The 17,355-nt window shown below is 52.7% G+C and carries 15 protein-coding genes; 5 read left to right on the forward strand and 10 right to left on the reverse strand.

The annotated features are described in order from the left end of the window. Positions 1–27: 27 nt before the first annotated feature. Genes AC23NW_RS11735 through AC23NW_RS11745 form a run of 3 tightly spaced genes read right to left on the reverse strand, consistent with a single transcriptional unit; the run spans position 28 to position 2,218 of the window. Positions 28–693, reverse strand: a complete 666-nt coding sequence (locus AC23NW_RS11735; protein ID WP_487449706.1) for a DUF2490 domain-containing protein — start codon at positions 691–693, stop codon at positions 28–30. Between the two features lie 12 nt (positions 694–705). Continuing rightward, positions 706–1,323, reverse strand: a complete 618-nt coding sequence (locus tag AC23NW_RS11740; RefSeq protein WP_487449707.1) for a DUF4956 domain-containing protein — start codon at positions 1,321–1,323, stop codon at positions 706–708. Further along, complete coding sequence (locus tag AC23NW_RS11745) at positions 1,265–2,218, reverse strand: polyphosphate polymerase domain-containing protein (protein WP_487449709.1); 954 nt, start codon at positions 2,216–2,218, stop codon at positions 1,265–1,267. Before AC23NW_RS11745 ends, AC23NW_RS11740 begins: the two co-directional genes overlap by 59 nt. A 286-nt stretch (positions 2,219–2,504) precedes the next feature. Between AC23NW_RS11745 and AC23NW_RS11750 the strand changes: the two genes are divergently transcribed. After that, the gene (locus tag AC23NW_RS11750; RefSeq protein ID WP_293839575.1) at positions 2,505–3,305 is read left to right on the forward strand and encodes an NIPSNAP family protein; all 801 of its coding nucleotides are present in this window, start codon (positions 2,505–2,507) and stop codon (positions 3,303–3,305) included. 70 nt (positions 3,306–3,375) lie between these two features. Then, entirely contained in the window at positions 3,376–4,362 is a 987-nt protein-coding gene (locus AC23NW_RS11755) for a bile acid:sodium symporter family protein (protein ID WP_487450034.1), read from the forward strand. Between the two features lie 94 nt (positions 4,363–4,456). Here the strand turns inward: AC23NW_RS11755 and AC23NW_RS11760 are convergent, their stop codons facing one another. The 3 genes from AC23NW_RS11760 to AC23NW_RS11770 all read right to left on the reverse strand — a co-directional run bounded on the left by AC23NW_RS11760 (position 4,457) and on the right by AC23NW_RS11770 (position 7,580). Then, positions 4,457–4,834, reverse strand: a complete 378-nt coding sequence (locus AC23NW_RS11760) for a hypothetical protein (RefSeq protein WP_487449710.1) — start codon at positions 4,832–4,834, stop codon at positions 4,457–4,459. A 235-nt stretch (positions 4,835–5,069) separates the two neighbouring features. Next, on the reverse strand, positions 5,070–6,608 hold the full coding sequence (locus AC23NW_RS11765) for a sensor histidine kinase (RefSeq protein WP_487449711.1): 1,539 nt from the start codon (positions 6,606–6,608) through the stop codon (positions 5,070–5,072). 114 nt (positions 6,609–6,722) lie between these two features. Further along, complete coding sequence (locus AC23NW_RS11770; protein ID WP_487449712.1) at positions 6,723–7,580, reverse strand: CvfB family protein; 858 nt, start codon at positions 7,578–7,580, stop codon at positions 6,723–6,725. A 169-nt stretch (positions 7,581–7,749) separates the two neighbouring features. Here AC23NW_RS11770 and AC23NW_RS11775 point away from each other — a divergent pair, with 169 nt between their 5' ends. Further along, positions 7,750–8,454, forward strand: coding sequence for a DUF421 domain-containing protein (locus AC23NW_RS11775; protein WP_487449713.1), 705 nt, complete (start codon positions 7,750–7,752; stop codon positions 8,452–8,454). A gap of 35 nt (positions 8,455–8,489) precedes the next feature. On the opposite strand, the gene AC23NW_RS11780 is transcribed toward AC23NW_RS11775, so the two are convergent. The 3 genes from AC23NW_RS11780 to AC23NW_RS11790 all read right to left on the reverse strand — a co-directional run bounded on the left by AC23NW_RS11780 (position 8,490) and on the right by AC23NW_RS11790 (position 11,571). Then, positions 8,490–8,960, reverse strand: coding sequence for an FKBP-type peptidyl-prolyl cis-trans isomerase (locus AC23NW_RS11780; protein WP_487449714.1), 471 nt, complete (start codon positions 8,958–8,960; stop codon positions 8,490–8,492). Between the two features lie 200 nt (positions 8,961–9,160). Then, positions 9,161–10,195: a cytochrome d ubiquinol oxidase subunit II gene (cydB, locus tag AC23NW_RS11785; protein WP_293839592.1), complete on the reverse strand. Its 1,035-nt coding sequence runs from the start codon at positions 10,193–10,195 to the stop codon at positions 9,161–9,163. Between the two features lie 2 nt (positions 10,196–10,197). Then, complete coding sequence (locus AC23NW_RS11790) at positions 10,198–11,571, reverse strand: cytochrome ubiquinol oxidase subunit I (protein WP_487449715.1); 1,374 nt, start codon at positions 11,569–11,571, stop codon at positions 10,198–10,200. A gap of 198 nt (positions 11,572–11,769) precedes the next feature. On the opposite strand from AC23NW_RS11790, the gene AC23NW_RS11795 reads away from it, so the two are divergent. Continuing rightward, entirely contained in the window at positions 11,770–13,209 is a 1,440-nt protein-coding gene (locus AC23NW_RS11795; protein ID WP_487449716.1) for a DUF1593 domain-containing protein, read from the forward strand. A gap of 44 nt (positions 13,210–13,253) precedes the next feature. Here AC23NW_RS11795 and AC23NW_RS11800 read toward each other — a convergent pair whose 3' ends face one another. Then, on the reverse strand, positions 13,254–14,984 hold the full coding sequence (locus tag AC23NW_RS11800; protein ID WP_487449717.1) for a CAP domain-containing protein: 1,731 nt from the start codon (positions 14,982–14,984) through the stop codon (positions 13,254–13,256). 148 nt (positions 14,985–15,132) lie between these two features. Here AC23NW_RS11800 and glgB point away from each other — a divergent pair, with 148 nt between their 5' ends. Beyond that, positions 15,133–17,205, forward strand: a complete 2,073-nt coding sequence (gene glgB / locus AC23NW_RS11805; RefSeq protein WP_487449718.1) for a 1,4-alpha-glucan branching protein GlgB — start codon at positions 15,133–15,135, stop codon at positions 17,203–17,205. Positions 17,206–17,355 lie beyond the last annotated feature (150 nt).

The following is a 17,355-nucleotide window of genomic DNA, read 5'->3' on the forward strand; positions in this document are numbered from 1 at the left end:
ACCATATGGAGGGCAATGGTGTGTTGGTCAGAGTTTTAACTTGTAGGTTAACCCAAGCGTATAGGTCGGGTCAGGTGTCTCAATCAACTCCTGTTCCGTAAACCCGTAGACGGTAATGGTATTGTGCTTATTGAGCTTAATATCGAGGTTTGCCCGGTAGCGGATCACATCAAAACCCAGCCCGAAGCCATAGAAAAGGTCCGCCGAAACGCCGGGGGTAAACCGGCTTTTGTTCGGGAGCGCAACTTCGATCTTGTTCCGCAGGTAATCACGGTTGGCCTGTTCACGGGTGACATCGGTAAACTGGTTCTGATACCGGAGCCGGTTCTCAACCTTAATTTTACCGATTTTGTGCTGGTAACTCAGGTCGGCGTAAAACCGGTGCATCTGCTCGTTAACGTACACTTCGCGGTTAGGTTTCCAGTTGCGCTTGCCGATAAACCGGTAATAGCCGGCTACTTCCCAGTGTTTATTCAGTTTGTAGGCGGCTCCCAGTTCACCGATATACGAACCCAGATCAGATACGTTTTCGATAAAACGTGCCTGGGCAGTGGCCTGAATGGTTACCCGTTTCAGGAGCTTTTTCTCCAGCTGAATACCTGTCCAGAGCCGCAGACTCGGGTCCTGGGCACGGACAGTTAATGAAATCGTACTGACAAAAAGAAAGATCAGAGCGGTCAGATAGCGTGTCATGTAAGGATAAGATTACTGGTAATAGTAAACGGTCAGGCGTGCGGCGTCCTTCAGCAGGTCAATTTCGTTGACTTCTACCCGATGCACGTTCAGGCCGGTGCGCATGCGCAGGTCGCTTAGCAGTTCGGCGCGCTGCTGCGGGGGAATCAGCTCAATTCGTTCGTAATAAACCAGTTGCGCCGATTCTTTTTTCATCAGCAGCGGGCTTTCAAGCAGAAACGTGACCGTCAGGATTACCCCGTTGAACAGGAGTTGCTCTATCCCGTTTCCCTTACTGATGGCCGAGATCAGGCCAAGGGCGATGACCAGAAACAGGTAGGTCATGTCTTTCAGTGAAATACTTTCTGTGCGGTACCGCAGCATCGAAAACACGGCAAACAGGCCAAAGGCAGCGCCCATCGACATCTCGACCTTGTTCAGCAAAAACGAAATCAGGAAGATGATAAAGTTAAAGCTGAAAAACGTCAGAAACAGGTCGGCCCGCCGGTAGGTTTGGTAGTAAATACCCCGTACGAGGATCAGCACGGCGGCCAGATCAATGCCCAGCCGGATGAAAAAACTCAGGTTTAAGTCAGTGAACAAGGGATACGTTTCGGTTGAGTGGGTAGTGAGTTGTTGCAAAAGCAGCATGTTGTTGTTGGGTTTTGCGGATCGTTTGCCAGTGGCGTTTAAAATTATTCTGTTTTACAGAAGGGTAGAGGTTCATGACCCCGAAGCAGTATTTGCTGAGGCCGCCCTGCCGGATACCGGCCTGTTTCATCACCTGCCGGCAAACTGATTTCTGCGCGCGGTTCTGCTTCAGTTCCACAATCACCAGTTCGGGGTAAGCTATTTGCCGGACCTCATTGCGAAACGTCAGATTCAGGTCAATCGTCAGGCGTTCGGCGGTCTGTTTGCCGACTAGTGTCAGCCGGGTATAATCGATCCAGAAAAGACCTTCGAGCGGCAGGGCTTCGCATCCCGGAAAACGGTTCAGAAAACCGCGGGTCAGGTCGGACAGTTGCGGACTTACTGCCGCCTGCGGAATCCGCTTCTTAACCGTGCGACCCTTGTTGTTTTTGTGCTTTACTTCAAAAAAACTGATCCCTGATTCGATATACGTCCGGGCTCTGACTTTAAACCGGTTCAGTTTGCCCGACTGGTGGCGGTGGTATAGCCGGAGGTCAGCCGTGTCGTAATACAGCGTCTGGTAACGGCATTGCCGGGTATCGTTTACGGTTAATAGCCGATAATGATCTGAAAACCGGTCCAGCAGATCAGGCAGTAAGGCGAGCGGTACCAGAAATTTGGTGTCGGTCCGGTCCATCAGCTTTACCGCATCCATGTCGTCCAGTGAAATCGGGTCGAACTGCATGAGCCGCTGGTCAATTAGTTCCGGAAACGGACGGCTGGTTAACTCCGTTGTGCGGAGGTGGCTGATTGGCTGTACTGCATGGATATCCGGCGCCATATGAGCAGGGGAGTGCGCGATTATGGGAGAGATACCAGACAGATGACCAGGTGGTTTAACGGTTGGGTAAGCCATCGTTTCGTTCGTGTTTCAGGGGATAGAGTAATCTTCATATTGGTTGATGTTATGGGTTACGCAGTGACGGTATAAAACGTGGCAAACCGGTAGAAATTCAACTCATAAATTAAAGAGATGTGTCTAAAAGGTAAGGCATTGTGTCGATAAATAGCGGTTCTTTATCTTTACAACCGGAAAATACAAAATCTTCTTAAACCAGAAGACGCAGGAACTGCTGTTTGAGACGCAGAGCCTGCTGTCTGAGACGCAAGATGTTGCGTCTCTACAAAAAATGTTTAAAACTATGGTATCGCTAAAACCCGTACTCAAATACCTTTCGCTGGCGGTCTGGACTATGACCCTGATGCTGGCCGTTCATGATCTGGCAACTGCGGCAAAAAAACAAAAACAGACCTATGAAATGCGCATCTACCGGTTTAAAACACCGGAGCAGAAAAAACTGACCGAAGCGTATTGGGAGCAGGCTGCCATTGCGGCTTATAACCGGGCGGGCATTCAGCAGATTGGTGTGTTTGAGGAGGCTGATCAGAAAGACGGGTTGAAACTCTATGTCCTGATTCCATACAAATCGCTGGATCAGCTGCCGAAGGTGGCCGCAAAACTGGCGAACGACAAAGCCTATATGGAGGCCGCCGCGCCCTACTGGAATACGCCGAACACCGAACCGGCCTATGACCGGATCGAAACGATGATTATGGAAGCATTCGACGAAATGCCTGCCTTGAAAGCTCCGGCCACAACGGCCCCGCGCGATAAACGCATTTATGAATTCCGGATTTATGAAAGCTACAGCGAGCGGGCAGGGCAGAAAAAAATTGACATGTTCAATGTTGGCGGCGAAATCAAAATTTTCGACCGGCTCGGGTTTAATGCCATGTTCTATTCAAAAGTGGTTGCCGGCCCGCGGATGCCTTGCCTTGCCTACATGACTACCTTCGACGATAAAGCCTCACGGGATGCCCACTGGAAAGCGTTCAGCAGCGATCCGGAATGGAAAAAGCTGAGTCCGCTGCCGGAATATGCCAATACCGTATCAAAAATTGAAGGGCACTATCTGAACCCAACGGCCTATTCTCAGCTTTAATAAGGAGAACTAAACGGGCGTAACGTTGGAGAAAAAGCATACATCATCCTGGTCGGCGGTGAGCAGTTTAATGGTTCGGGCCGGCCTCGACTGGTTTTTACTGGCCCTGCTGGGCATGATCGGTCTGGCCTGGCTCTGGCCGGAACCCGGCATTCAGCAAGGCTTCTGGTCGCTTGATACGTTTGCGGATGTGGGCGTATCACTGATCTTTTTCTTTTACGGACTGAAACTGAGTCCCGACAAGCTCAGGGCCGGCCTCACCAACTGGCGGCTGCACCTGACCATCCACCTGACCACGTTTGTGCTGTTTCCGGTGGTGGTTTACGCCGCCAAACCATTTTTCGGCGAAGGCGAGGCTGCCTTGCTCTGGCTGGGTGCGTTTTATGTCGCTTCATTGCCTTCGACTGTGTCATCGTCGGTTGTAATGGTGTCGATTGCGGGCGGGAACCTGCCGGCAGCCATTTTCAACGCCAGCATTTCGAGCCTGATCGGTGTCTTTCTGACTCCCGTACTGATGGGCCTTGTGATGACGGATACGTCCGGAAACTATGATCTGGCCGGTGTCATCTGGAAGCTGACGCTTCAGGTGCTGGTGCCGGTGGTACTGGGGCTGGTGTTAAACCGGTGGCTGGGTTTTCTGGCCGACCGGTTCAAAAAACAACTCCGTTACTTCGACCAGATTATCATTCTGACCATTGTTTACATCTCCTTCTGCGAATCCTTCAGCCGTCACCTGTTTGATGGCCTTACCCTCCCTGATTTGCTGCTGCTGGGTGTCGCGATGCTCGGGTTGTTTTTCCTGATGTACGGCATCGTGTATGCCATTGGCCGGCTGCTGAACTTCAACCGGCCGGATCAGATTACGGCCTTGTTTTGCGGGTCCAAGAAATCGCTGGTGCAGGGGAGTGTAATGGCCAATGTGCTGTTTCCCGGCAATGCCGTCGGCGTGGTTCTGTTGCCAATCATGATGTATCATGCCCTTCAGCTGATTGCGGCGAGTATACTGGCCCAACGTTTTGGCAGTGAAAAACAGCCCCATACGCCGGCCAGTGCCTGAACCGGCCTGTCCGGATCACCAAAAGACAAAAGCCCGCAGACGAACAGGATTCGCTGCGGGCTTCGTATGTATTCAGGTTGTAAGAGCAGATAATCTATCCGCGGCGGCCATAGCCACCAGGGCGGTTGCGGTATTGAGACGCATACAAGCGGTCACGTTGTGTCGGTGTCAGTACCGACAGAATGGCTCTGTTTTTCTCCGAAATGACACGCCGGTATTCCTGTGGTGTCAGCCGGGCGCGTTCCAGGTAATCATACCGGTTTTCGATGCGTTTGATGTCGCGTTCCTGGCGTCTTGTCAGGCCAACGATATTATCAATCCGGTCGATACGCAGATCTTCCTGATAGTCATCCATGCGGCTTTGTGGCTGGGCCGGATAACGGCCGGGACCAGGGTTATAGCCGCGTTGTGCGAACGAAATACCGGTTGTAAAGAGGGCTAAGGTCAGGGCGGTGATGATTGTCTTTTTCATGGCTATTATCAGTTTTTTGTTGTTTCTGATTCTTAGAGACAATCGGCCGTTCATCGTTTAACGGCTGCCCGGACAGAGTCGACCGGGAGGCTTCGTTTGCCGATGAACAGCCGGTTTCCGCCGATGAAAAGAGTGTATGTATGGATTGCTATATAGTCACAAAAGATAGCCGGATTCGCTCCTTTGTAAGCGTATGTAGTTATACAGAAATGATTTAAGTGGCTGAAAGGCAGGATTAGTTGCTTTTTTGCGGCAAGAAAACTGAAAACGTTGCCCCTTTACCCGGCTCACTGCGGGCATGTATTGTACCGCCGTGGTTTTCGGCCGCTTTCCTGCAGATGGCCAGGCCAATGCCGGTGCCGGGATACGTATTCTGGTTATGAAGACGGTGAAAAAGCTGGAAAATCCGCTCCTGATAGGCCTGATCAAATCCGATCCCATTATCACTGACGGTGATTTCGTAGTAAAGCTGTCGGTCCGGCTGGAGCAGTATCGGCAGATCTTCCTGTGCAACCGGTTTACTGTTAATGTGAATAACCGGTTTCTGAGCGGGTCTTACAAATTTCAGCGCATTCGAAATCAGGTTCAGAAAGAGTTGCTGTAACTGTATAGGGTCACCGTCAATAACCGGCAGCTGATCGACGTAAATATCCGCATCGTGTTCCTGGATGGAAAATTCAAGGTCATCCAGTACAGCGTCAATCACCCTGCTCAGGGCAACCGTCTGGAATGGTTCCTGCTGTGTACTGATGCGGGAGTAAACGAGCAGGTCGCGGATCAGGTTCTGCATCCGCTGGGCGGCACCCTTCATCCTGAGCAGAATATCGGCCCCGTCTTCGCCTACCTGCTGGCTGTATTCGGTGACCATCAGGCCGCTGAACGCCTGTATTTTTCGTAAAGGCTCCTGTAGGTCATGGGAGGCAATGTAGGCGAAATGCTGTAAATATTCGTTCGAGGTTTTAAGGTCTTTGACCGTATTCTCCAGTTGTATCTGGAGTTTTTTGAGTCGCGTAATATCAACAATGGTTGCCACAAATCCCTCACCGAACGGGACTGCCGAAATCATATACCAGTTATTGTAGGTCCCCAGCTGGAGCAGCCATTCGAGCGATTGTGCCGTCTGGCTTTCAACAACAGATGTATACAGCCGGAATAGGGCATTTTCGCGGATGCCCGGGAAAAGAGTGGTCATCCGGAGTCCGATAATGCTTTCCGGAGTCATGCCGATTACATCTTCCACACGCTTATTGGCCATCTCATACACAAAGTCAACGATTTCGCCGGCTTCGTTTTTTTCCGATGAACAATAAACAATCGAATAGGGCGAGGCATCCAGCACGCTTTGCAGCAACTTCAGTGCCTGTCCGTTGTTTTGTTCAGACTGCTTGTGGTGGGTTATATCACTGAACGAAATGATGATGCCATGCAGTACCGGCGTCACATTCGCCAGAAACCAGCGCTTGGCAAGGAATAGCTCAAATGAGGCTGGCTGGCGGCTCCCGGCGGCTTTCAGTAGTTTCTCCAGAAGGTCTGCCTGCTGAAACGGGCCGGTAACCTGCGAAACCCGCCGGCCGGTAACCTCTTCCGGTCTTAGCCCGAAGAGGTCAAAAAGCGCCTGATTAGCCAGTCGGTAGATCAGGTCCACCGGCTGGCCTGATTCCGGATCGGTTACTGGTTCGCAATACGTGATGAGCCGCGATGAGGTATTCATGATACCATACAGCAATTCAGTAAGCTGCGAAGCATCGGTGCTCATTGTTGTATCGGACATCATACGGGTTTCAGTTACGCAAATGTAAAGCAGATACTGCCATGGGGCGGCAGTGAAGGCATTTCTGAACTAAAGGTATGATTTGTTCTTAAATTCCGGACTATGGTCAGTCCGGAATTATTTACTGGCGTTGATCAGGTAAATACCGTCCGGTTTCAGCTCAATTTTCCGGTCGCGGTACAAGGCTCCGATGGCTTTCTTAAACGTTTTTTTACTCATTTCCAGCTGATCGTAAATCAGTTTAGGATCGCTGTTGTCGGTAAGTGGTAAAAAGCCGCCGGCTTGCTGCAGTACCTGCATGATCCGGTCTGCATTCGGTTCTACATTCTGGTAGCCGGGTTTCTGGAGGGTGATGTCAATGCGGTTGTCTTCGCGGATGGTTTTTACATACCCGACGAGCCGGTCGCCCGGAAATACTTTCTGGAACAGCTCATTGGCATACAACAGCCCGCGGTATCGGTTGTCAATAATAGCATTGAACCCCAGATCTGTCGGTTCATACACCAGCAGGTCAACCTCCTGTCCGACTTCCAGATCAAAGGCGCGGTCGTTGACAAACTTGTTGATTTTGCTGGAGGCTACCAGCCGGTCGGTTTGTTCGTCGAGGTAAAGGTAAACCACATACCAGCGGCCAACGCGCATCGGGCGGCTTTGCTCTTTGTGCGGCACCAGCAGGTCTTTTTCCAGTCCCCAGTCCATGAACGCCCCGAAGTTCATCACCGAAACTGCTTGCAGGGCGGCAAACTCACCGCGCTGAATATGCGGCACGAGGGTGGTAGCGATCAGGCGGTCTTCGGAATCCCGGTACACAAACACTTCGATTTCATCCTCTGTACGAAGGCTTTCCGGCACGTATTTGTTTGGTAGCAGGATATCAGTGGCGTCTTCAGGGTCGCTCGTTGGGTCACCCAGAAACATGCCCACGCTCGTACGGCGTAAGGCAGTCAGGGTGTTCATGCGTCCGATTTTAAGCATGTACTGGAATTAGTTTAGTCGATTAAGCCACAAAGTTCCGGTAATTTCCGGTAATCGGGTGTATTCAATTGTTTTTTTTAACTGAACAGCAGGCAGACGGGTTATAACCATGCGTCCGGACGGCGCAGTTTTTCAATAACCAGGTACTACAACCATTCTGCTACCAACCATGAAGGATTATGAATTCGGTGACTGGCAACGGATACTATTCGGCGAGGTGCCGGGTACTTTTCTGCTGGAAGTCCTGGGCCGGACACTGCTGATGTTTGTTGTCATTTTTGTGGCGTTACGGGCTACCGGTAAGCGAACTGTCAGGCAACTGTCGGTGGTCGAACTGGTACTGATCATTGGCCTCGGCTCCGCGGCCGGCGATCCGATGTTTTACCACGACGTGGGTTTATTACCTGCCCTGCTGGTATTTATCGTCGTTATTATAAGCTACCGGACCCTGACCCGGATGGCGGCCAAATCGCCGCGGGTAGAGACCTTGCTGGAAGGTAAAGTAATTAATCTGATTGACGAAGGGGAGTTTTCGTATCAGGATTTCGGTAAGGAAGATCTGGCGCAGGACGAGTTTTTTATGGAGCTGCGGTCGGCCGGCATCGAGCATCTGGGGCAGGTCCGGAAGGCGTATCTGGAAACCAACGGCACCATCAGCGTTTTCTTTTACGAAGATAAAGCCGTTAAGCCCGGGCTGCCGGTGTTGCCGGAGCTGTTTGCGCAACGCACGAAAAGCGTAGCCGGAAAAGGGGAGTATGCCTGTACCTTTTGCGGCAATATTCAGTCGTTTGACAAGCCGGCCGCGCAGCCAGCCTGCGACCGTTGCGGGCACGATACATGGGTGAAGGCACTGGATTCAAAACGGGTAACATAAAAAAGCCCCGCTCCAACGGGGCGGGGCCGGTGTTTTTAGTGTTCGTGACCACCCGGGCCGTGTACGTGACCGTGGGCGATTTCTTCGGTAGAAGCTTCCCGAACCTCAATTACCTCAACGTCGAAGTGCAGGTTCTGACCGGCCAGCGGGTGGTTGGCATCAACCGTTACCGAATCCGGCGTTACGTCCGTAACCGTCACTACCTGACCCTGGTTTGTATGGAACTGCATGCCGGGATTTACTTCCTGACCGCCGAATGCGCTGCGTGGTACCTGCTGAACCATCTCAGGATCAATCTGACCATAGCCTTTTTCCGGCGAAACGTCCAGCTTCAGGCTGGCGCCGGCCGACTGGCCTTCCAGGCCTTCTTCCATGCCCGGAATCAGGTTACCTTCACCGTGTAAATAATATAAGGGTTCGCGGCCTTCGCTCGAATCCAGTACGTTACCGTTATCGTCGCGCAGGGTATAATGGATGCCGACTACCTTGTGTCTTGAAATTTGCATAACCAGAATAATTGAGTCTGTTTTTGGTAAACCGGTTTGGTTACAGCTGTAAAGCAAATACCTTAAAGGCTAAACACCTAATAAAGGGTACAGATTTTATAAAATGACCTAACGGTTTTCCGGCGGTTCAGTGACCGCTGTTGTCAGAACAATGACAGATGATGCATGGTTCAAAACAAGCACAACTAAAGGCTGCCGGCTCAGTAGCTGATCTCGTCTGATTTTACTTTACCACGGAAGGTCCAGAACACAAAAACGGTATAAGTCAGCACCAGCGGCATGCCGATCCCGGCAAACAGCAGCATGATACTGAGTGATTTATTGGTTGATGCCGCTTCATAAATACTGATGTGCCCAGCCGGATCGGTATTCGACAAAACAAGGTTGGGGTATAAGCCCATCGCAAACAAAACCAGCATCAGCGCAATCGTAACCGACGAAGAAATGAACCCCCGCAGGTACCGGCGCTTTTCAATGCTTTGCCGGATATTCAGCACAATCAGGACGGCCGTCAGCGGGAGCACAAACAAAACCGGATGATTGTGAAAAATAGCCTGCATGTGGGGCACATAGATCAGCGTGGCCATAGAGGCCGTAATGAAACAGAGTATAAAGAACTTACTCGTGTTGTTGATCAGAATGGTCATGCGGGCATAGAGCCGGTCTTCCGTTTTCATGGCCAGATACATGGCGCCGTGCAGCATAAAAAGCGACAGGACGGTCACCGCGATCAACACCGCATAGGGATTAATAAAATCGAGCAGCCGGCCGGTAAACTCGTGGTTAGCATTCAGCGGCATGCCCTGAATGAGGTTGCCCAGCACCAGACCCAGTAACAGGGCAATCGACGTACTCGACAGGCAATAGCTGACATCCCAGAACTGCCGCCACCATTTCATCGGCTCCTTGCTCCGGAACTCAATCGATATGGCCCGGAAGATGATGGAGACCAGCAACAGGATAAACGGCAGGTACAGCACAGACAGAATAAGTCCGTATACCAGCGGAAACGCGGCAAACAGGGCCCCGCCGCCAATGACCAGCCACACTTCGTTACCGTCCCACACCGGACCGATGGCGTTGAGGGCAATCCGGCGGCTTTGTTCTTTACGGAAAAAGAGGTGCAATGCTCCGGCCCCCAGGTCAAAGCCGTCCAGAATGCCGTAGCCGCTGACCAGCGCACCGATTAATAAAAACCACCACGTAGGCAGGTCTATACCAAGAAATGAGTCCATAATTACCGGGCGATTGTGTTGAATTTTGACGGCGGGGTTTCGGGGTCTTCCACCTTAACGTAAGGTCCGTGCTGAATCTTCTTGTTGAGCAGGTACAGAAACAGCAGGAACAGCATAACGTAAACGCCCGTAAACAGGATGAGCGACACGACAACGTGTTCTGCTTTCACGGCCTGTGAAAGCGCATCTGACGTACGCAGCAGCCCGTACACCACCCACGGCTGCCGGCCGACTTCGGCGGTATACCAGCCAACCTGATTGGCGATCTGCGGCAACAGCACCGAACCGGTGAAAATGACCAGCAGCCACCGCATGTCAAACAGTTTTTTGCGGTACAGCATAAACAGACCGAACCAGGTCAGAGCAATGAGTGTCATGCCGATGGCCACCATGAGGTGATAGGTCTGAAAAACGAAGTTAATCGCCGAGGGCCGATCATTGGGGCTAAATGCATTCAGGCCGGGGATTGGCTTCTTAAAATCACCGTGTACCAGAAACGACAGCCCGCCGGGAATTTTCAGCCCGGTTGTCTGCTGCGTTTTGGCATCCACCCAACCCAGCAGGTACATATCGGCCGGTGCCAGTTTGTCGAAATGGCCTTCCATCGTAGCCAGTTTGGCCGGTTGGTGATGGGTTACCACGTCGGCGGAGCGGTGGCCGGTAAAGAGCTGGAGCAGGGAGGCGATAGCCGCTACCCAAAGGCCGATGCGCATGCCTTTGCGGGCATGGTCGGTGAACTTGCCTTTCAGCAGGTGCCAGGCGCTGACGCTGATTACCAGAAAAGCACCCGACAAAAAAGCGCCGATCAGTACGTGCAGGTACCGGTCGACCGATGAGGGGTTAAACACCATGGCCCAGAAATCGGTAATGACCGCGCGGGCGTGCATGCCTTCGCCTTCGATCCGGTAGCCCGCCGGTGTTTGCTGCCACGAGTTGGCAACCACAATCCAGAGCGCCGAAAACATGGAGCCCAGCGCAACCAGTACCGTCGACAGAAAGTGTACACGGGGGCTGACACGGTTCCAGCCGAAAAGCAGAATACCCAGAAAACCAGACTCCAGCGCAAAGGCAAAGATGCCCTCTGCGGCCAGTGCACTGCCAAAAATATCGCCGACATAGCGGGAGTAAACGGCCCAGTTAGTGCCGAATTCGAACTCCATGACGATGCCGGTGGCCACGCCGATGCCAAAAATCAGGGCAAAGACATTAACCCAGAAGCGGGTTAGTTCTTCGTAGACTTTCTGACCTGTTTTGAGATAGAGACCCTCCATAACGACCAGGCAAACGCCGAGGCCGATACTGAGCGGAGGGTAGATGTAATGGAAGGCTACCGTGAAGGCAAACTGTATGCGCGAAAGTATTTCAACATTGTTCATAGCCGGTTGAGATAGTGGAGAGGCTATCGCGGGCAAGTTACAACAGAAGCCTGTTGGTTATCCTCCGGGGATTAAATATTCATCAACATTCTTTGATTAGCACCAGCAATGCTGTTAAAAGGTACTTTCATCGGGGGGCTTTCGATTGCTTTTACTTTTTCGTTTATTTAACGCAATTGCTCCCTTGACCGGATACCCATGAAAAAAACGATTTCTTTACTCATCTTCTCGCTTGTTATAACAGGCTGTTTACGGGCGCAGCAGCCGGCCCCGAAAAACCGGTTGCTGGTACTGACCGATATGGAAGCCGATCCCGATGATGCTCAGTCGATGGTGCGCTTGCTGCTGTATGCCAACCAGTTTGATATTGAAGGCCTGGTCGCCACTACATCTATTCACCAGAAAAAGCGGGTTGCTCCTGAAACCATTCACCGGCTCGTTGACGCCTATGGAAAGGTGCAGCCGAACCTGACGAAGCACGAAGCCGGTTATCCGGCAGCAACGGTACTGAAGCCGCTGATTAAAAAAGGATTGCCCGTTTACGGAATGGATGGTGTCGGCGAAGGCAAAGATTCCGAAGGCTCGGCCTGGATTATCCGGCAACTGGACAAAGCCGATGACCGTCCGCTGTGGGTGGCTGTCTGGGGCGGACCGAATACGCTGGCACAGGCCCTGTGGACGATCCGCAAGACCCGGACACCGCAACAGGCCGGCCGGCTTTACCGCAAACTGCGGGTCTACACCATTTCGGATCAGGACGATAGCGGCCCGTGGATACGCAAAAACTTTCCGGACGTTTTCTTTATCGTCAGTCCGGGCTATGGCTATGAACATGCTACCTGGCGGGGTATTAACGGCACCGATCCGGGGACGCACGCCGAATACATCAGCAATGCGTGGCTGGCCGAACATATTCAGCAGGGACATGGTCCGCTGGGGGCTGAATATCCGGATGTTGCCTATGGCATGGAAGGGGATACGCCGACGTTTCTGGGCTGGATTCCCAATGGCCTGAATGCGCCCGATCACCCCGATTGGGGCGGCTGGGGCGGCCGGTATGTGTTGCAGCAGCCGAAAGAGGTACTTGTCAGTCGGTTCAGACCGGCCGGAGCGCCGCCCGAGGAGCCCGAAACACGACCCATCTGGACCAACAGCGCTGATTCGGTAATTGCGCCACGACCACCGTTCGGCCCGCCGCCGGCCGATGAGATCAGGACCCGTAAAAGCAGTCAGGCAACGATCTGGCGGTGGCGGAACGAGTTTCAGAACGATTTTGCAGCCCGCATGGACTGGTGTACCAAATCCTACAAGGACGCTAATCACCCGCCCGTGCCGCGACTCGGGCATCCGGAGCGGTTTACCGTCACCTCCGGCGGGTCGTTCCGGCTCAGCGCCGCCGGTTCAGCCGATCCCGACGGCGATTCGATGAGTTACCGCTGGCTACAGTATCAGGAGGCCGGTTCGTATCCAGGTTACGTCAGTTTTGCGCCGTTTGCCTCGAACCTGTACGAGATCCCGGAGGTTAAGGCACCTGCCGTTACCAGCCCGCAGACCCTGCATTTTATCGTGAAAGTGACTGACAAGGGCAAACCGGCTCTGACCCGTTACAAACGGGTGATTGTGGATGTGGTGCCTTAATAAGTGTAGCACGGAATAATATTCCGTGCATTCTATTGTAAGCACTACTGATTCAGCAGTAGCCTGGCATTGGTGCCGAGCGTTAGTGTCTGACCGGTCTGGTAGGTGATTTTCAGCGCACGGGCAATCAGGTTATCGGGGACAGCCACTGCATGCCGTAGTTCAACGGCATCGGTGGCGACCGGTATGCGGTTACAGGACCATACGGTCGGGTCGTCCCAGTTACCGGTTTTGACGGTATACATGGCATTGCAGGAAGCGCCCTGCACAAAAACCGTAAAATCTTCAATTTGCCCAGCACCGAAGTCCCTGCTACCTGCCACCAGGCAAGGACCCGAGGCGTTGGTGCTTGGCGCATCGGCCAGCACACGGATACGGAGCGGGGTATTGACGACCGCCGTTTGCGGAATCGGGATGGTTACCGACTGCGTATTTGCCGATGCGGCGCTGAGTACCAGCTCACCGGCATCGGTAAATTGTCCGTTGTTGTTAAAGTCAATGTACGCTTTCAGATTATGGGTGTTCGAAAATGCCCCCTTGACCGTTAAGGAATAGCTGTTGCCGGCCGTTACGGTGGTCGAATTCAGGCACGTACGGTCAACATAGATTGCACCTTCGTTGCTGGCTGAGCCGGAGGTTACGTCTATTGTATTAAACCGGAACGTCTCCAGTCCGTAATAAATGCTCGGACTGTTATTGGCCGTAACTGAACAGGCCGCTACCGGCGTCGGATTCGGACAGAATGTATTCGGGTCAATGGCTACGACTGTATAGCTGTACGGACTCTGGGTAATGCCGTTGATGACTACGCCCGACACCTGCACGGAGAAGGCTTTATCGGCACTGCCGTTCCATGCCAGCGCCGTGCCGGGATTCGCAAGATCCCAGACAAGCGTATTGTCGCCGTAACCGCTTGTTGGCGTATATTTCGTAACCGCTACAGGGGCATTGTTATCGTCGAGTACCTGCACGGTGGCATTGGTAAAGTTCGCCGATGGAATGCTGATTGACCAGCGCGGCGATATTAATTCGCGGGGTACATAACCGGCCGGCGGATAGGCTACATAGGCCGGCAGGCTGGCCGGTGCCGAAAAGGTATTGAAAACCCACAGGGCGTCACTGTTGGTGGTGGAGCCGGTGCCGAAACTGCTGGCCCGTGAGTACAGAATCCAGCGGCGGTGTCCTACGGGTTCGTTACCCGAACCGGGATCGTCCATATAGAGTTTGATAGCATTCGACGCAAACGAACCGATGGCAAGGTTAGAGCTGCCCGCCCCCAGTGCTCCTGCTGCCGTATAGCATGTCCAGCTGGTTGGCGGACTGTGGCTGAGGCTATTATTAGCCCGCATCATCAGGGCGGCCTCCTGGGTAGGTACATTCCGGCTTGGGTCAAGAGTCATATTGTCCGACAGGCCCGTTAAGCGCCGGTAATAGTTGATGCGCTGGATGACGCGGTTCTGCGCCAGGGTAGAAATACTGCCGGCAATACAGCCGTTAACAGTTCCTGTCCAGCCTAATTCGGTGGCGCTGACGGATGAACCGATAAAATTCTGAATGTAGTCGGTAATGATCGCCGTCCGGTTCCAGGGCTGAGACACGGCTTTGTTGACCGGAAGTAAGCGGGTACTTGTATCCAGTGGAATAAGGGGTTTAGGAGCTTCATTCAGGATGGGCTCGTTCACCACCTGCGCGTTTGCGGCTAACGGAACAATACAGGTAAAAATGCTCCAAAACGCCGGCACTGACAAGATCCGGTAAAGATGACGTTGCCTCATATGTTTTTTGCAATAGTTAATTGACTAAAAATAATTTATTGCCAGACAATACGCTAATCATTAACTTTCCGCTCCATTACTGAAAACCACAGGAGGGTATTTATGCTTTACAGTAAAGTGTATAGAAAATGCCTTAATCCAGCTAACTATGGCAAAACGTAAGACCCAAAAATCAACCGATACGCAGGTTTCAGCTGCCGCCGAAACCGCAACGACCGTAACTGTACCGGTTGCCTCTGAACCTGCTCCGGATACTTCAGCAGCCGTTTCTCCGGCGTCCGACGATTCAGCGGCGTTGAGCAGCCAGCCTGAAGGCGGAGCATATTCCCGTTTTTCAGATTTCGATATTTACCTTTTCCGCTCAGGTAAACACGCCCGGCTATATGAGAAGTTTGGCTCCCACGTTATCGATCATCAGGGAGTAGTCGGAACTTATTTTGCGGTCTGGGCACCGTCGGCAAAATACGTTGCCGTTATCGGTAATTTTAACGGCTGGAACAAAGGAGCGCACGCCATGGGTGTGCGCTGGGACGGTTCCGGCATTTGGGAAATTTTCATTCCGCACATTGGCCGCGGAGAAGTCTATAAATATTTCATCGTTCACGAAAGTGGCCGCGAGCTTGAAAAAGGCGATCCGTATGCCCATACCTGGGAGGTGCCGCCGCTGACTGCCTCAATGGTCTGGGATAACTGGCACGAGTGGACCGATCAGGAGTGGATGCAGACCCGTCAGGAGAAAAACGCACTTACGGCTCCGTTTTCGGTTTACGAAGTCCATTTGTCGTCATGGCGCCGCGACCCGTCGGATCCGGAGCGTGAGCTGAGCTACGGTGAAATTGCTGATGCCCTGGTGCCTTATGTACAGGATATGGGCTTCACGCACGTGGAGTTTATGCCGGTAATGCAGTATCCGTACGCGCCGTCGTGGGGGTATCAGATTACAGGTTACTTTGCGCCAAGCAGCAAATTCGGGAAGCCACAGGATTTCATGCAGCTTGTCGAACGGTTGCACAACGCCGGTATCGGGGTTATTCTGGACTGGGTACCATCACACTTCCCGGGTGATGCCCACGGACTATTCGAGTTCGACGGCTCGCACCTCTACGAGCATCCGGATATGCGCAAAGGTTATCATCCCGACTGGAAAAGCTATATTTTCAACTACGGCCGTCCGGAAGTCCGGTCATTTCTGATTTCGAACGCCATGTACTGGCTCGACCGCTACCATGTCGATGGCCTGCGGGTAGATGCGGTGGCGTCGATGCTGTATCTGGATTATTCACGGAATCACGGTGAGTGGGAGCCGAATATCTTTGGCGGCCGCGAAAACCTGGAAGTGATTTCCCTGTTCCGCGAGCTGAACGAAACCATTTACCGCGAGTTCCCGGATGTACAGACGATTGCCGAAGAGTCAACGGCGTTTCCGGGCGTGTCGCGTCCGGTCTACACCGGTGGCCTGGGCTTTGGTATGAAGTGGATGATGGGCTGGATGAACGACAGTCTCCGCTACTTCCAGCGGGATTCAGGCTACCGGAAATACCATCAGGATGAGTTTACATTCAGTGCGGTCTATGCATTTACCGAAAACTTCATGCTGCCGCTGTCGCATGATGAAGTCGTCTATGGCAAGAAGTCACTGATTAACAAGATGCCGGGCGATGAATGGCAGCGGTTTGCAAACCTGCGCCTGTTGTTTGCGTACATGTTTACGCACCCCGGCACGAAACTAGTCTTTATGGGCGGCGAGTTCGGGCAGCAGCGGGAGTGGAAATACGACATCAGTCTCGACTGGCATCTGCTGAATGAACCGGCGCATCAGGGGATTGCGACCTGCGTAAAGGCCTTGAACCACCTGTACCGCTCAGAGCCGGCCCTGCACGAACGCAACTTCCAGGCCGATGGCTTTGAGTGGATTGATACGTCGGACCGCGAAAATACCATTATCTCGTACATGCGTAAGGGCGAAAATCCGGCCGACAACGTGGTGATTGTTCTCAATATGACTCCTGTACCACGGTTCGGTTACCGCATTGGTGTACCGGCGGGCGGTACCTACGAAGAAATTTTCAACAGCGATAATGTAGGGTACCACGGCAGCGGGGTTGGTAATGTAGCGCCGCTTACTGCCGAAGCCACAGGCTGGCAAGGCCGGGAGCATTCGATGGAAATTACCCTGCCACCGCTGGCAGCCGTTGTATTCAAAGGTATCCAAACCCCGTAGGGGCAACCCCACGTGGTTGCCCAAATCGATATTGATTGAGGTTGCCCAAAGCAAAGTTGGTTGTGGTTGCCCGAATCGATATTGATTGCGGTTGCCCAAATCGATATTGATTGCGGTTGCCCAAAGCAAAGTTGATTGTGGTTGCCCAAA

Source organism: Arsenicibacter sp. R0_47, assembly GCF_057652235.1.

Excerpts from the sequence above, each read along its gene's own strand:
- AC23NW_RS11735 (WP_487449706.1), bottom strand. The coding sequence starts at position 693 with ATGACACGCTATCTGACCGCTCTGATCTTTCTTTTTGTCAGTACGATT.
- AC23NW_RS11740 (WP_487449707.1), bottom strand. The coding sequence starts at position 1,323 with ATGCTGCTTTTGCAACAACTCACTACCCACTCAACCGAAACGTATCCC.
- AC23NW_RS11745 (WP_487449709.1), bottom strand. The coding sequence starts at position 2,218 with ATGGCTTACCCAACCGTTAAACCACCTGGTCATCTGTCTGGTATCTCT.
- AC23NW_RS11750 (WP_293839575.1), top strand. The coding sequence starts at position 2,505 with ATGGTATCGCTAAAACCCGTACTCAAATACCTTTCGCTGGCGGTCTGG.
- AC23NW_RS11755 (WP_487450034.1), top strand. The coding sequence starts at position 3,376 with ATGGTTCGGGCCGGCCTCGACTGGTTTTTACTGGCCCTGCTGGGCATG.
- AC23NW_RS11760 (WP_487449710.1), bottom strand. The coding sequence starts at position 4,834 with ATGAAAAAGACAATCATCACCGCCCTGACCTTAGCCCTCTTTACAACC.
- AC23NW_RS11765 (WP_487449711.1), bottom strand. The coding sequence starts at position 6,608 with ATGATGTCCGATACAACAATGAGCACCGATGCTTCGCAGCTTACTGAA.
- AC23NW_RS11770 (WP_487449712.1), bottom strand. The coding sequence starts at position 7,580 with ATGCTTAAAATCGGACGCATGAACACCCTGACTGCCTTACGCCGTACG.
- AC23NW_RS11775 (WP_487449713.1), top strand. The coding sequence starts at position 7,750 with ATGAAGGATTATGAATTCGGTGACTGGCAACGGATACTATTCGGCGAG.
- AC23NW_RS11780 (WP_487449714.1), bottom strand. The coding sequence starts at position 8,960 with ATGCAAATTTCAAGACACAAGGTAGTCGGCATCCATTATACCCTGCGC.
- cydB (WP_293839592.1), bottom strand. The coding sequence starts at position 10,195 with ATGGACTCATTTCTTGGTATAGACCTGCCTACGTGGTGGTTTTTATTA.
- AC23NW_RS11790 (WP_487449715.1), bottom strand. The coding sequence starts at position 11,571 with ATGAACAATGTTGAAATACTTTCGCGCATACAGTTTGCCTTCACGGTA.
- AC23NW_RS11795 (WP_487449716.1), top strand. The coding sequence starts at position 11,770 with ATGAAAAAAACGATTTCTTTACTCATCTTCTCGCTTGTTATAACAGGC.
- AC23NW_RS11800 (WP_487449717.1), bottom strand. The coding sequence starts at position 14,984 with ATGAGGCAACGTCATCTTTACCGGATCTTGTCAGTGCCGGCGTTTTGG.
- glgB (WP_487449718.1), top strand. The coding sequence starts at position 15,133 with ATGGCAAAACGTAAGACCCAAAAATCAACCGATACGCAGGTTTCAGCT.